Source organism: Pseudomonas sp. BN415 (genome assembly GCF_029871195.1).
Lineage (GTDB): Bacteria > Pseudomonadota > Gammaproteobacteria > Pseudomonadales > Pseudomonadaceae > Metapseudomonas > Metapseudomonas resinovorans.
Map to the genome: position 1 here is coordinate 47,610 of NZ_SSOK01000059.1, position 14,754 is coordinate 62,363.

10 protein-coding genes are annotated in these 14,754 nt (G+C 64.2%); 6 read left to right on the plus strand and 4 right to left on the minus strand.

The window, feature by feature from the left end; translation table 11 throughout:
• Positions 1-3: 3 nt before the first annotated feature.
• Positions 4-855, minus strand: a complete 852-nt coding sequence (gene motA, locus E8F20_RS17760; RefSeq protein ID WP_280284897.1) for a flagellar motor stator protein MotA — start codon at positions 853-855, stop codon at positions 4-6.
• Positions 856-972: 117 nt separating this feature from the next.
• Between motA and E8F20_RS17765 the strand changes: the two genes are divergently transcribed.
• From E8F20_RS17765 to E8F20_RS17785, 5 genes are all read left to right on the plus strand, one after another.
• Positions 973-2,496 (plus strand): HDOD domain-containing protein, encoded by a 1,524-nt coding sequence (locus E8F20_RS17765; protein WP_280284898.1) that lies wholly within the window; start codon positions 973-975, stop codon positions 2,494-2,496.
• Between the two features lie 45 nt (positions 2,497-2,541).
• Positions 2,542-3,357: a thiosulfate sulfurtransferase gene (rhdA, locus tag E8F20_RS17770; protein WP_280284899.1), complete on the plus strand. Its 816-nt coding sequence runs from the start codon at positions 2,542-2,544 to the stop codon at positions 3,355-3,357.
• Positions 3,358-3,381: 24 nt separating this feature from the next.
• Positions 3,382-4,245: an archaetidylserine decarboxylase gene (asd, locus tag E8F20_RS17775; protein WP_280284900.1), complete on the plus strand. Its 864-nt coding sequence runs from the start codon at positions 3,382-3,384 to the stop codon at positions 4,243-4,245.
• 189 nt (positions 4,246-4,434) lie between these two features.
• Entirely contained in the window at positions 4,435-6,261 is a 1,827-nt protein-coding gene (locus tag E8F20_RS17780; RefSeq protein WP_280284901.1) for a molecular chaperone, read from the plus strand.
• A gap of 59 nt (positions 6,262-6,320) precedes the next feature.
• Positions 6,321-8,390, plus strand: coding sequence for an EAL domain-containing protein (locus E8F20_RS17785; protein WP_280284902.1), 2,070 nt, complete (start codon positions 6,321-6,323; stop codon positions 8,388-8,390).
• A gap of 94 nt (positions 8,391-8,484) precedes the next feature.
• Here the strand turns inward: E8F20_RS17785 and serB are convergent, their stop codons facing one another.
• On the minus strand, positions 8,485-9,699 hold the full coding sequence (gene serB / locus E8F20_RS17790) for a phosphoserine phosphatase SerB (protein ID WP_280284903.1): 1,215 nt from the start codon (positions 9,697-9,699) through the stop codon (positions 8,485-8,487).
• A gap of 136 nt (positions 9,700-9,835) precedes the next feature.
• Between serB and E8F20_RS17795 the strand changes: the two genes are divergently transcribed.
• Positions 9,836-11,338, plus strand: a complete 1,503-nt coding sequence (locus tag E8F20_RS17795; RefSeq protein ID WP_280284904.1) for an AhpA/YtjB family protein — start codon at positions 9,836-9,838, stop codon at positions 11,336-11,338.
• A gap of 297 nt (positions 11,339-11,635) precedes the next feature.
• Here E8F20_RS17795 and E8F20_RS17800 read toward each other — a convergent pair whose 3' ends face one another.
• Positions 11,636-12,349, minus strand: coding sequence for a PqiC family protein (locus E8F20_RS17800; protein ID WP_280285012.1), 714 nt, complete (start codon positions 12,347-12,349; stop codon positions 11,636-11,638).
• 140 nt (positions 12,350-12,489) lie between these two features.
• Positions 12,490-14,748: a DNA topoisomerase IV subunit A gene (gene parC, locus E8F20_RS17805; protein WP_280284906.1), complete on the minus strand. Its 2,259-nt coding sequence runs from the start codon at positions 14,746-14,748 to the stop codon at positions 12,490-12,492.
• Between the last annotated feature and the right edge of the window lie 6 nt (positions 14,749-14,754).

Consider the following 14,754-nt stretch of genomic DNA (forward strand, 5'->3'; position numbering starts at 1 on the left):
CCTTCAGCTGCCGCGCACGGCTTGTTCCAGCTCGGTGAAGCTCGGGCGATGCGCCGGGAACAGCGTCTTGCGGCCGAACTCAACTGCCAGCGACGGTGGCATGCCGGAAGCTGAAGCCACCAGGCAGGCCTTGATAGCCTCGAACACGTTCAGCTCTTCGCGCGCATCGTGCTCCAGGGACACCGCCAGCGGGCCGAAGAAACCATAGGCCGCGAGGATACCGAGGAAGGTACCCACCAGCGCCGCCCCCACGTGCTGGCCAAGGGCGGCCTGCTCGGCTTCGCCCAGCATGGCCATCGTGACCACGATACCCAGTACCGCAGCGACGATGCCGAATCCCGGCAGGCCATCGGCGATCCGGTTGACGGCGTGGGCAGGGTGTTCCAACTCTTCCTTCAGACTGGCCAGCTCCATGTCGAACAGGCCTTCCAGCTCATGGGGCGCCATGTTGCCGGAGGACATGATGCGCAGGTAATCGCAGATGTAGGCAGTCATCCGCTCATCCTTGAGGATGCCCGGGTACTTGCTGAAGATGGGACTGGCGGCGGCGTCCTCAATATCGGCCTCGATGGCCATCATCCCTTCGCGACGGCTTTTGTTGAGGATTTCATAGAGCAAGCGCAGCACTTCGAGATAGAAGCCGTGGGTGAATCGGGTGCCGAACATCTTCAGCGACTTCTTGAACACGATCATCGTCGTGCTGCCGGGGTTGGCCTGAAGGAACGCTCCAAGCGCGGCGCCACCGATGATCAAGACCTCGAAAGGCTGGATCAAGGCGGCGATCTTGCCGTGAGACAGGATGTACCCACCGAGCACGCTGGCGAATACGACGATGATGCCGATTATTTTTGCCATAGGAAGGAAGCTTGAAGAGTCAGTAGAAAGGGTTATGAAAAGAGCCCCTTCTAATTATCGGAAGATATGCGCCAGACTATAGCCTGTTCAGGCGAAAAGCCAGATTGGCGGCCCTCTATGTCAACCGCAAAGCCCTTGCCACGCAGCCTCGACGGCTGGATCAAGCACCTCGATGGAGTGCGCCTGCCCGTCCCCGCCGCCGCCCATGAAAAAGTCCGCCGCGCCCTCGGCGACAGCCGCCGCTCCCTGCGCGATATCGCCGACCTGACTCAGGAAAGTCCCGCCCTTGCCCTCAGCCTTCTGCGCGAGGCCAACGCCGCCGGCAGCATGCTGAGCAGCCCGGCGGAGAGCCTGGAAGTCGCCCTCAGCCGTCTGGGCCTGAAGCGCGCGGAAGTGTTGCTCAACCGCTTGCCGGCCATCACCGAGGAAGAAATCCCTCACTCGCTGCGCCAATTGCAGTTGATCAGCCAGCACGCCGCCCAGCAGGCCAACGGTCTGTTCGCGGCCCGGCTGGCGCGCCTCTGGCAGGAAATCCACTGGTGCAGTCTTTTATTCCTCTCCCCCCTCTGGCCGCTGCTGGCCACGCATCCGGAGCTCTTCGCCACCTGGGAAAAGCGCGTACTGGGCGAAGGCGAGCCGGCCACCAGGGTCGAGCGCGAGCTGCTTGGTGTGCCGCTGCTGCGACTCTGCCAGGCCCTGGCGGAACACTGGAAGTTGCCCGACTGGATTGTCGAGGGCTACCGCCTGCTGAATGACGATCGTCGCCTGCTGGTGAAGGCCCTGCATATCGCCCGCGACAATGAACACCCCCTGCACCAGCAGCAACAACTGGACGCCAATCCAGCCCTGGGTCGCTGGCTGACCCAACCGGGCAACACCGTCCTGCTGGCCAACGGCCTGGCGATTTCTGCCCATGCCGGCTGGTCCGGCGGCCACAGCCTTCGCTGGCAGCGCCTCACTGGGCTGTTCATGAAGATGCCGCTCGACGAACTGCAGCAGCATGTCCACCAACAGGCGGCGCAGAGCGGGCGCCTGCATGCCCGCGGCGACCTCTGGCACCCCGCCGAAGCGCTGCTCTGGCCCTGGAACCAACATCGCCTGCATCGTGAACCAGTCACAGCACCAGCACCTACTGCGGACGCCCTGGACGACTGGCGCCGCCACTGCGGTGAGCTGATTCGCGAACCCAGCCCTTTCACCAACGTGGTGCAACTTTCCGCCTGCGCCCGAGATGCCCTGGAAAGCGGTGGCATGCGTCGGATCCTGGTACTACTGGCCGACCGCAATCACAGCCGTCTACTGTCCCAGCAACAGGCCGGACTGCCAAAGGAGGCCAACGGCCTGCAACTGGACCCCAACCAGAGCCAGGTGCTGCGACGCCTCCTCACCCAACCCGGACAATTGCGCCTGGGGCCCGACAACATGGCGCAGTTTTCTGCCCTGCTGCCCGGCCAGCTCAAGAGCCTGTTCCCGGGGCATCACTTGTTGCTGCGCTCCATCGCGGTGAACGGTCGGGTTGTCATGCTGGTGGTGGCGGACCAGGACGGCGCGCCTTTCGCCGAACTCAGCCTGCGGGCCTTCGCCAAGACAGCCCAGTGCATCGAGCGCGCCCTCGCCACCTTCGCCAGACGCGGCCGCTAGGCTTTCCTATACAATCCGCCACTTTGTTCATTCACGGAGGCTTTCATGTCTGCCTTCTCCAACCTGTCACTGGTAATCGAGCCGGCCGAACTGGCGCCCCTGCTTGGTGCCAGCGAGCTGATCCTGGTCGACCTCACCAGCGCGGCCCGCTACGCTGCTGGCCACATCCCTGGCGCACGCTTCGTCGATCCGAAGCGCACCCAGCTCGGCCAGCCGCCGGCACCCGGCTTGCTGCCGGCCAAGGCCGACCTCGATGCGCTGTTCGGCGAACTCGGCCACCGCGCCGAGGCCACCTACGTGGTCTATGACGACGAAGGCGGCGGCTGGGCCGGACGCTTCATCTGGCTGCTGGACGTGATCGGCCACCATCGTTACCACTACCTGAACGGTGGCCTGCACGCCTGGCTGGCCGAAGGCCGGGAAACCACTGAAGCCACACCCACGCCAGTGGGTGGTCCGCTCGCCCTGACCCTGCACGACGAACCCACCGCCACCCGCGAATACCTGCAGGGCCGCCTGGGCGCCGACGATCTGGCCATCTGGGACGCCCGCGGCCCCGGCGAGTACAACGGCACCAAGGTGCTGGCCGCCAAGGGCGGGCATATCCCCGGTGCGGTCAACTTCGAATGGACCGCTGGCATGGACCCCTCCCGCGCCCTGCGCATCCGTACCGACATGGCCGAAATCCTCCAGTCCCTGGGCATTACGCCGGACAAGGAAATCGTCACCCACTGCCAGACGCACCACCGCTCGGGCTTCACCTACCTGGTCGCCAAGGCCCTCGGCTATCCGCGGGTCAAGGGCTATGCCGGGTCCTGGTCCGAGTGGGGCAATCATCCGGATACCCCCGTAGAGCTCTGACGCCCTACCCGCCAAGGAACCCCAATGAAAGAACGCCTATTCATCATCAGCCAGTACCTGCTGCCGCATCACCTGCTGTCGCGCCTGGCCGGCTGCATCGCCGAGTGCCGCGTGCACTGGTTCAAGAATGCTTTCACCACCTGGTTCGCCAAGCGCTACCAGGTGAACATGAGTGAAGCCCTGGTCGAAGACCTCACCGCCTACGAGCACTTCAACGCCTTCTTCACCCGCGCCTTGAAGCCTGGCGCCCGACCATTGGACGAAACCCCCGGGGCCATCCTCTGCCCGGCCGATGGCGCCATCAGCCAGATGGGGCCGATCGAGCACGGCCGCTGCTTCCAGGCCAAAGGCCACAGCTTCAGCGTACTGGAACTGCTGGGTGGCGACGCCGAGCGCGCCGCGTCCTTCATGGGGGGCGAGTTCGCCACCGTCTACCTTTCGCCCAAGGACTATCACCGTGTGCATGCCCCCCTGGGCGGCACGCTGCGGGAGATGGTCTACGTACCGGGGCGGCTGTTCTCGGTAAACCAGAGCACCGCCGAAAACGTGCCTGAACTCTTCGCCCGCAACGAGCGCGTGGTGTGCATCTTCGACACCGAGCGCGGCCCGATGGCCGTGGTGCTGGTGGGCGCGATGATCGTCGCCTCGATCGAAACCACCTGGGCCGGCCTGGTGACGCCGCCGAAGCGCGAGCTGAAGACCTTCAGCTATGACGAAGCGGCGCGTGCGCCCATCAAGCTGGAGAAGGGCGACGAACTCGGTCGCTTCAAGCTGGGCTCCACCGCGATTGTCCTGTTCGGCCCGGACCAGGTTCGCTGGTCCGAGAACGCCTGGCCCGGCAGCCAGGTACGCATGGGCCAGTTGCTAGCCCTGCCCAAGGACGCCTGATCGAAGCGAATCCTGGCCGGACCGCCCGGTTCGGCCAGGCGCCTATCAGCCAAGCACTGCGCACGGCCAAACGGCCAACCCGTCCACAGGCCGACCCTTTGGATAGGCTGCCAGCGTGCAAGGATGCTGATAGAGTGCCGAGATCCAACCCAATACACCCCACACGAGAAATCGGAGAAACCGATCCGGATGGACCACCAGAGCCCTCACCTGCTGTTGCGCGCACCCGCGCCTAGCAAACAGAGCCTGTCCTTCTGCGATGCCACCCCTCGTGAGCTGAGACGCTGGATCTCCCACCTGCCCAAGGCCAACCTCGGCGAAACCGCTCGCCAGCTCTATCAGGCCCTGGTGGAACTCAACCAGTTGATCACCCCGACCGAGAACCGCCTGCAGCTTCTCGAGTTGATGCGTCCGGAAGTGCATTTCGTCTGCCAGCATCTGGAACGGCACTTCATCGGCCAGTCCATTGTCCTGGACGAGCGCCCGCGCAAGGTTGCCAACCTCTGCCAGGCCCTGCAGAACCACCTGGCCATCGGCTACAAACTGATCATCGTGCAGGAGTCTCCGCGCCCCAGCCGTGACCGCGAGCGCGCACAACTCCTCGCCATTGCCCTGCAACGGGCAACCCACAGCCTGAACGGCCCACTGATCCGCTCCAACCAGCTCTACTGCCCGGTTCCCGAAGGCCTCTGGCTGGAACTGCACCAGCTCTATCAGCTGGCTCAGAGCCGCCAACTCCATCGAGTCGCCGTGCGCGACCCGCTTGCCCGCCACACGCAAGGGCTCAGCGTTGAGCAGACCTACCTGGTGGCACTGCTGCTGGGTTGCGCCCGCTGCAACCAGATGCGCCAGAACGGCATCGCCCGCCTGGCGGAAATCCTCGAACCCTGGAGCACGCTGGTCAAGCTGCAGTCGGCCGAGCTGCCCTCCAGCCTCTTCGCCGTGGCCCCCCAATTGGACGGACCACCGCGCTACAAGTCGCTGTTCCAGGAGGTCGACCCACGCACGCTGCTGGGCCTCGACCCGCTGCCGCTGGTGGATGCCATCAAGGAATACCTGCTTCTGCCGGCAGAACAGCGCAACCAGGCACGCCTGCCGCTGCCTGAGGGCCTGACCCTCGATCTGCTGCAGCACCTGAGCTCGGCCTGGGGCGATATTTCCGAGCGCACCTTTCAGCGCAACCCCGGCCAGGGCGGCCTGACCCTGTGCATCGGCATGAGCGCGCTGCACTTCTTCCTGGCAGGCAGTCGCCCTTTCAGCGAAGTGCTCAAGCTGCCCGAGGATGTCGGCCAGGCGGTGTTCGACACGCTCGGCAAGCAACCTGCCAAAGACATCTGGGCCAAGGCCTTCGACGCGCAACCCACCCAGGGCTGGCAGCCGGGCATGCCGATGGAAGAAATCGAATACACCAGGCCCGTTTCCGAGAGCAGCCCCCCTCCGCCCCAGGCCAGCACGGCACCGGAAAGCTATCCGACCTTCAACGTCGCGGTGGTCAACCACAGCCCAGGCGGCTACTGCCTGAGCTGGCCCAAGGAAGTCCCCAGCCAGCTACAGGCCGGCGAACTGATCGGTGTTCAGGACGCACCCGACCAAGGCTGGAGCATCGCCATAGTGCGCTGGATCCGCCAGGTAAGAGGTGGCGGCACCCAAATGGGCATCGAACTGGTGGCACCCCAGGCCCAATCCTGCGGCGTGCTGCTGATGCGCAAAGGCGAACAGACGAGCCATTACCTGCGGGCCCTGCTGCTGCCGGCCATTGGCGCGATTTCCCGCCCAGCCACCCTGATCACCCCGCGCCTACCCTTCCAGGAAGGCAACAAGGTGCAGATCAACCTGCATGGCGACGAACACCGCGCGGTGCTCACCCGACGCCTGACCAGTACTGGCAGTTTCAACCAATTCGAGTACCGGGTTTTCGAACAACCGACACCGCCGCAGGGGAAACCGGTCACAGGCCCCGGCAGCCTGACGCAAGGCAGCGAGGAAGATTTTGACTCGCTATGGAAGTCGCTGTAGATTCCCGACACACCACCATTCGTCGCCTATTCGCGCTCGTTCGGCGCTAAGCACAGGCCATGGCCATCGAAAAGAAAACGATCCGCCTGCTGATCCTGGAAGACTCGCAGAACGAAGCCGAGCGCCTGGTCAGCCTGTTTCGCAACTCAGGCCGCGCGACTCGCGTCCATCGCATCATTTCCGCTGACGACCTCAACGAGGTCCTGCAACAAAGCTGGGACCTCCTGATCGCCGCACCCGAAAGCGAGCACCTGAGCCCGGGCGAAGCCCTCAACAGCATCCGGCGCCAGTCCAAGGACATTCCGTTCATCCAACTGGTGCAGGACAACGACTCCGACCTCATCACCGAGGCTCTGGCGCTAGGCGCCCAGGACGCACTGCCCCAGGGCGAAGACGAGCGACTGGTCCTGGTCGCCAACCGCGAGCTGGCCAACCTCGAGCAACGCCGCGCCCGCCGCGCCGCCGAAGTCAGCCTGCGGGAAGCTGAGAAGCGCTGCCAGCTGTTGCTGGACAGCTCGGTTGACGCCATCGCCTATGTCCACGACGGTATGCACATCTATGCCAACCGCGCCTACGTCGAGATGTTCGGTTACGACGATGGCGACGAACTCGAAGGCATGCCGATGATCGACCTGATCGCCGGCGTCGACCAGGCCGGTTTCAAGGACTTCCTGAAGAACTACCGCGACGGCGAAGGCAGTGGCGAACTCACTTGCAATGGCTGCAAAGTGGACGGCCAGAGCTTCCAGGCACGCATGAATTTCTCCCCTGCCACCTATGATGGGGAGCCCTGCATCCAAGTGGTCATCCGCGCCGAGACCGACAGTGCCGAGCTGGAGGAAAAACTGCGCGAGATCAGCAGCCAGGACCTGGTCACTGGCCTGTTCAACCGCTCCCACTTCAATGAAATGCTCGACACCGCGGCTGAACGCGCGGTCAAGGCCAGCCAACCTTCGAGCGTCGCGTACATCCGTGTCACCCGCTACTCCAGCCTGCTCGCCGAAATCGGCATTGCCGGTGTCGACCTGCTGCTCACCGACCTCGCCAACTTGCTGCGCGCCCATTTCGCCGGCGATGCGCAACTGGCCCGTTACGGCGACGACGTATTCGGTGTCCTGCAACAGGGCATTACCCCGGAACAAGCCGAGGAAAGCCTGCAGAACCTGCTGAAGAAGATCGACGTCCACCTCTTCGACGTCAGCAGCCGCACCGTGCAGGTCAGCCTGTGCATCGGCGTTGCCGGCCTCAGCGAGACTACCCCCAAGGCCCAAGACGTGGTGGACCGCGCTCATCGCTGCGCCGACGAACTGGGCGACGAGAACGGCCTCAAACTGTACAACCCAGCCGATGAGCTGGCCGCTGCGGCCAACCGTGGAAGCCTGGTGGCGATGGTCCAGCAGGCCCTGGAGAACAACAGCTTCCGCCTGCTGTTCCAACCGATCATCAGCCTACGCGGGGACAGCTTCGAGCACTACGAAGTACTACTGCGTCTGCTCAGCCCCCAAGGCGAAGAAGTGCCGCCCGCCGATTTCCTCGACGCTGCCAAGGAAGCAGGCCTGGCAGAGAAGATCGACCGCTGGGTGATCCTCAACTCCATCAAGCTGCTCGCCGAACATCGCACCAAGGGACACAACACCCGACTCTTCGTCCACCTGTCCGGCGCCAGCCTGCAGGACCCGACGCTGCTGCCGTGGCTCAGCGTGGCGCTGAAGGCGGCACGCCTACCGTCCGATGCCCTGATCTTCCAGTTCAGCGAGCCCGACGCCATCGCCTATCTGAAGCAAGCCAAGGCACTTACCCAAGGCCTAGCCGAACTGCACTGCCAAGTCGCCCTGAGCCAGTTCGGCTGCGCGCTGAACCCGTTCAATACCCTCAAGCATCTCTCCATCGACTTCGTGAAGGTGGATGGCTCCTTTACTCAGGACCTCAACCGTGCAGAGAACCAGGAGGCCCTCAAGACCCAACTGGCGAGCCTGCACGCCCAAGCCAAGATGACCATCGTGCCCTTCGTCGAGACGGCCAGCGTCCTGGCCACCCTCTGGCAGGCCGGCGTTAACTACATCCAGGGTTATTACCTGCAAGGCCCCAGCCAGGCGATGGACTACGACTTCTCCTCCGGAGACGAGTAGCCCATTCATTCGACTGCCGGACCAAGGCCAGCCACTACCTTGAAGCCCATGAAAAAGCCGCCCGAAGGCGGCTTTTTCATTCCCGGCGCGACATTCAGTCCCTGCCGTCGCGGTCGCGGAAACCCAGCAGGTAGAGGATGCCATCCAGGCCCAGCGTGGAAATGGCCTGCTTGGCCGATTGCTTGACCAGCGGCTTCGCGCGGAAGGCCACGCCCAGCCCAGCCAGACCGAGCATCGGCAGGTCATTCGCACCATCGCCGACAGCAATGGTCTGCTCCAGGCGCAGGCCCTCTTTCTCCGCCAGTTCGCGCAGCAGGTCGGCCTTGCGCTGGGCGTCGACGATGGGCTCGATAGCGACACCGGTCAGCTTGCCGTCGACGATCTGCAGCTCGTTGGCGAATACATAGTCGATGCCCAACTTGGCCTGCAGTTGCTTGGCAAAGTAGCTGAAGCCACCAGAGAGGATGGCGGTCTTGTAACCCAGGCGCTTGAGCTCGGCGAACAGGGTTTCCGCCCCCTCAGTGAGTCGCAGGGAGGCGCCGATCTCTTCCAGCACGTCCTCGGACAATCCCTTGAGTAGCCCCAGACGCTCCTTGAAGCTGGCACGGAAGTCCAGCTCGCCGCGCATCGCACGCTCGGTGATCTCGGCAACCTGGTCGCCCACACCGGCAGCTTTGGCCAGTTCGTCGATCACTTCGGCCTCGATCAGCGTCGAGTCCATGTCGAACACCGCCAGGCGACGGTTGCGACGGAACAGCGAATCACGCTGGAAGGCAATGTCGACATTCAACTCCTGAGCCACGCTGAGGAACTCGGCACGCAGGGCCACCGGATCCGCCGGCTCGCCGCGCACGGAAAACTCGATGCAGCCCTTGCTTTGGTCGGCGGGAGTATCCAGGCGCATGCGGCCCGACAGACGGTCAATGTGGTCGATATTGAGGCCGTACTTGGCAGTGATGGAGCTCACCCGCTGCAACTGCTCGGCGGTCACCTTGCGGGTCAGCAGGGTGACGATGTAACGGCTCTTGCCCTGGCCGTCCACCCACTGCTGGTAGTCCGCCTCGGGCACCGGGGTAAAGCGCACCTGCTGATCCAGCTTGTAGGCTGTGAACAGCACGTCCTTGAGCACAGCCGAGGCTTCGGCGTTATCCGGAATTTCCACCAGGATGCCGAACGACAGCGTGTCGTGAATCACCGCCTGGCCGATATCCAGGATGTTCACACCGCCCTGGGCCAGCGCTCCGGTAATAGCCGCCGTCAGACCGGGACGATCCTCGCCCGTGATGTTGATCAGGACAATCTCGCGCAAGGCGCACCTCACTCAACGCATGAAAAGGCGCACATTCTACCCACTTTCACAGCCCCCGCAGCATGCCCGGCGCTTTGCCCTGCAAGGGGCGCTCGCTATACTGCGCCACAATTTCGTCCGAGAAGAGCCGCGCTCTGTGAACCGGCCCACGCCTGTCAAACCCGACAATTTCTTCCTGCTGATCTTCCACGCCCTGCGCCAGCGGCGCGTGCCAATTGCCTTGCGCATTGCCAGCCACAGCCTGTTGCTGGTGGCCCTGGCCCTGGTGATCTACGCCTGGGTCATGGGCATGCAATTCAAGCAGGCCATGCAACAGCAAGCCGATGCCCTGGGCCAGAGCCTGACCGCGCAGACCGCGGCCTCGGCCACCGAGCTGCTGGTGTCCAACGACATCCTCAGCCTCAACGTGCTGCTCAACAATCTGGTGAAGAACCCGCTGGTGGCCCACGCGGCGATCTACAGCGTGGACAACCGCATCCTTGCCGAAGCTGGCTCGCGGCCCAAACAGGGCCTGCTGGGTGAGACCGAGGGCCTGTACTCCACCCCCATTACTTTCCAGGAAGTCATTGCCGGCCATCTGCGCCTGAGCCTGGATATGGAGCAATTCCAGCAGCCAATGACCATCAGCCTGCAGAGCATGGGGCTGCTCAGCCTGATCCTGCTGGCCCTGACCCTGTCGCTGAGCCTGCGTCTCGGCCGGCACATCTCGACGCCCCTGTTGCAACTGCGCGTCTGGCTGCGCGACCCGGATGACCCTGCCCCAGGCGCCGGTCGCCAGGACGAGATCGGCGACCTGGCTCGCCAACTGCAGGCTCGCCTGGTGCCGGAGAAGCCGGAACCCATCCCGGAGGAAGACTACGCCGAGGTCGACGAGGACTACCTGGAGGACGAGCAGGACGACCAGGAGCACTTCGAGATCCGCGACCTACGCGATGACAGCTTCGACGGCGAAGACGAATCCCCAAGCGAGCTGTTCACCCCGGACGAGGAGGACCCTTTCGCCGATCTGCGCGAGGAAATGGCCGAGCCCGCCCCTGCACCCGAGCCGGCTGCCCCGGATGAACGGCATAACAGTGCCGTCCTGGCCATTCAGTTGGGCGCCCAGGACCAACTGCGTCGCCTGCCACGCGCGCGCCTGATGGATTTGTTGCAACGCTATCGCGACTGCCTCGACCAGGCCTCCCGCCTATACCACGGCCAGTTGCTGACCCTGAATGACGGCAGCAGCCTGATGCTCTTCCACAGCCAGGACGGCGGCGAGGATTACCTGACCCACGCGCTGTGCTGCGGCGAGCTGCTGCGGGCCCTGGGACATGCCCTGCAGATTGAAGTTGCCGACAGTGGCATCACCCTGCAACTGCAACTGGGCCTGACTCTGGGTGACGATTTGTCCGGCCTCGGCCAGGGCGATCTGCTGCTCAACGACACCACCCAGAGCGCGCTGGCGCTGAGCCAGCACAGCCGCAACTTGCTGCTGGTGGAACGCGCCGTCGCCGAGGACGACCTGGTCCGCCAGCGTGCCCGCATCCGCTCCATCACCAGCCCGGAAGGTGCCTGCTGCGTCGAGCGTCTGTTGGAACCCTATCCTTCGCTGCTGGAGCGCCAATTGGCACGCATGCACGAAGCCCGGGCGCACTGAACACCCGAACGACCAGAAAGCCCGCGAATGCGGGCTTTTTTGTGTCCGTTCGAATCGTACCGCCTGACGATTGAGCCCCCTCAAAGGGCAATTACCAGGGCGGCTGGGACTGACGCGGCTGGGCAACGCGGCGCCCGATGTATCGATTCCAGACTGCACGCCTTGCTGGGGCGCGCTGCACGTGCCGCCACGATACGGGACCGCATATCTGCTGCCAGAGTTGGGCGGCCGCGGAGAGCCTCGACGCGCAGGCAAAAAGAAGCCCGCATGTTGCGGGCTTCTTTCAACATCCGGCGATCAGAAGCGGAAGACTTCCACGTCGGTGCGCACGGGCGCCGCCATGGGGATCTTTGGCGGCTGGGCCTCTTTGGCTTTTGCCCGAGCAGCGGGAGCAGCCGGTTTGCGCGGGGCCTCAACGGCGACCGGCTGACCTTCCAGCGGCTTGACCGCAGCGGCCAATTGCGCAGCCAGTTGCTGCAGCAGTTGGCTCTGGGCCCGTACCTGATCGGCTGCGGTACCGACATGCGGCTCCTCCAGGCGCACCAGGCGGCTGTCACGCAGCTGACCGGCGCGGTCCAGCAGGCGCCATTGCGCCTCCAGCACAGCAGGGCGCTGGGGGCCAGAATCCAGGCGACTGATGGTCAGCAGCACCTGAACTTCGGGCGTAAAGCCGGGATTGCCGGGAGCCAGCACCAAGCGCTGGCTGTCCAGGCGCCAGGACAACTGACGCAGCAGCACCTGATCGATGTCCGCAGCCAGGCTGCCGGCCCAGCGGCCGTCCGGGGCGGCGGTCAGGCTGCCGTCGGTCTGGCGCTGCAGGAGGGTTTCACGCTGAAGGTAGTCAGCCACGGTCACCGGACCGAGCAGCACCTGCATCCCAGCCTTTTTTGACGGCACCTCCGGGGTGCCTGCATCGAGTTGGAACATTGGAATCGGGGGGCTATGCACACAGCCGGCGAGGCCCAGGAGGCCCACCAGCATCACAGCCAAGGGAAAACGCACGGTCATCAATCTCACCCACGGCCGCCTTTTGGGCAGCCTGCAGTCGAATTCATTCGTCCTCACCACCATCTGGGAATGGCGAGGGGACATATCATCCGTCAATGTGACGCAGGACTCCAGAGCCCCACGTCAATTCGCCGCCTCCTGCGTCAGGCCAACGGCTCCACCTGCAGCGCATCGACCCGCTGGAAGCCGCGCGGCAGCTTGTTGCCACGGCGGCCGCGCTCACCCTTGTAGTGCTCCAGATCATCGGCCTTGAGTGACAAGGTGCGCTTGCCAGCCTGCAAAACCAGGGTTGCACCAGCCGGCAGCACCGCCAGATCGGTGAGGTACTCCTCACGGCTGGCCACGCGATCGCCGGGGATGCCGATGATTTTGTTGCCCTTGCCCTTGGCCAGCTGCGGAAGATCGGCAACCTTGAACAGCAGCAGGCGACCTTCGGTGGTCACCGCCGCCAGCCAGTCTTCTTCGACGCTCTGCACCGGCCGCGGCGGCACCACCTTGGCACCGTTGGGCAGGCTGAGCAGCGTCTTGCCTGCCTTGTTCTTGGCCTGGAGGTCCGCACCCTTGACCACGAAACCGTAGCCAGCGTCCGAAGCGATGACGTACGTGGCGTCGTCCTCAGGCAGCAACACACACTCGAAACTGGCCCCCGGCGGTGGCGTCAATCGGCCGGTGAGCGGCTCGCCCTGGCCACGGGCCGAAGGCAACGAGTGAGCCGCCAGCGAGTAACTGCGCCCCGTGGAATCGATGAACACCGCGTACTGGTTCGAACGACCCGGCGCAGCGGCCTTGAAGCCATCTCCGGCCTTGTAGGACAGCCCGGTGGCATCGATATCGTGCCCCTTGGCGCAGCGTACCCAGCCCTTCTCGGACAACACCACGGTCACCGGCTCGGTAGGCATCAGCTCGGTTTCCGACAGGGCGCGCGCCTCAGCGCGAGCGACAATGGGTGAACGACGATCGTCGCCGTAGGTCTCGGCGTCCTCGATCAGTTCGTCACGCACCAGCTTCTTCAGCTTGGCGTCGCTGCCCAGCAGGGCCAGCAGGCGCTTCTGCTCCTTCAGCAACTCGTCCTGCTCGCCGCGAATCTTCATCTCTTCCAGTCGCGCCAGCTGACGCAGACGGGTGTCGAGGATGTAGTCGGCCTGGATCTCGGTGAGGCTGAAGCGCTCCATCAATACCGGCTTGGGCTGGTCCTCGGTACGGATGATGTGAATCACTTCATCCAGGTTGAGGAAAGCGATCAGCAAGCCGTCCAACAGGTGCAGGCGCTTTTCCACCTTGTCCAGGCGGAACTGCAGGCGCCGCCGCACGGTTCCGATGCGGTAGGTCAGCCACTCACTGAGCAAGGTGCGCAGGTCCTTGACCTGGGGCTTGCCGTCCAGACCGATGACGTTTGTGTTGACCCGGTAGCTGGACTCCAGATCGGTGGTGGCGAACAGGTGCTGCATCAGCTCGTCGGCGTCCACGCGGTTGGAGCGCGGGATGATGACAATGCGGGTAGGGTTCTCGTGATCCGATTCGTCACGCAGGTCGGCCACCATGGGCAGCTTCTTGGCCTGCATCTGGCCGGCGATCTGCTCCAGCACCTTGGATCCGGAGACCTGGTGCGGCAGCGCGGTGACCACGATGTCACCGTCTTCCACTCGGTATACGGCACGCATGCGCACCGAACCGCGACCGGTTTCGTAGATCTTCAGCAGTTCGGCACGGGGCGTGATCACCTCGGCTTCAGTAGGGAAGTCAGGCCCGAGAATATGTTCGCAGAGCTGCTCCACCGTAGCGTTTGGCTCATCCAGCAGGCGTACGCAGGCGGCGGCCACTTCCCGCAAGTTGTGCGGCGGCACGTCGGTAGCCATGCCCACGGCGATGCCGGTGGTGCCATTGAGCAGCAGGTTCGGCAAGCGCGCCGGCAGGGTGGCGGGTTCGTTCAGGGTGCCGTCGAAGTTTGGCACCCAGTCCACGGTTCCCTGCCCGAGTTCGGACAGCAGCACTTCCGAGTAGCGTGACAAGCGCGCCTCGGTGTAACGCATGGCAGCGAATGACTTGGGATCGTCCGGGGCACCCCAGTTCCCCTGGCCATCCACCAGCGTGTAGCGATAGCTGAAAGGCTGGGCCATCAGCACCATGGCTTCGTAGCAGGCCGAATCGCCGTGGGGGTGGAACTTGCCGAGCACGTCGCCGACGGTACGCGCCGACTTCTTGTGCTTGGAGTCGGCGTCCAGGCCCAGCTCGCTCATGGCGTAGATGATACGGCGCTGTACGGGCTTCAGACCGTCGCCAATATGCGGCAGGGCGCGATCCATGATCACGTACATGGAGTAGTTGAGGTAGGCCTGTTCGGTGAAATCGGCCAGAGAGCGGCGCTCAACGCCTTCCAGGCTCAGATCGAGGGATTCGCTCATGCGTGC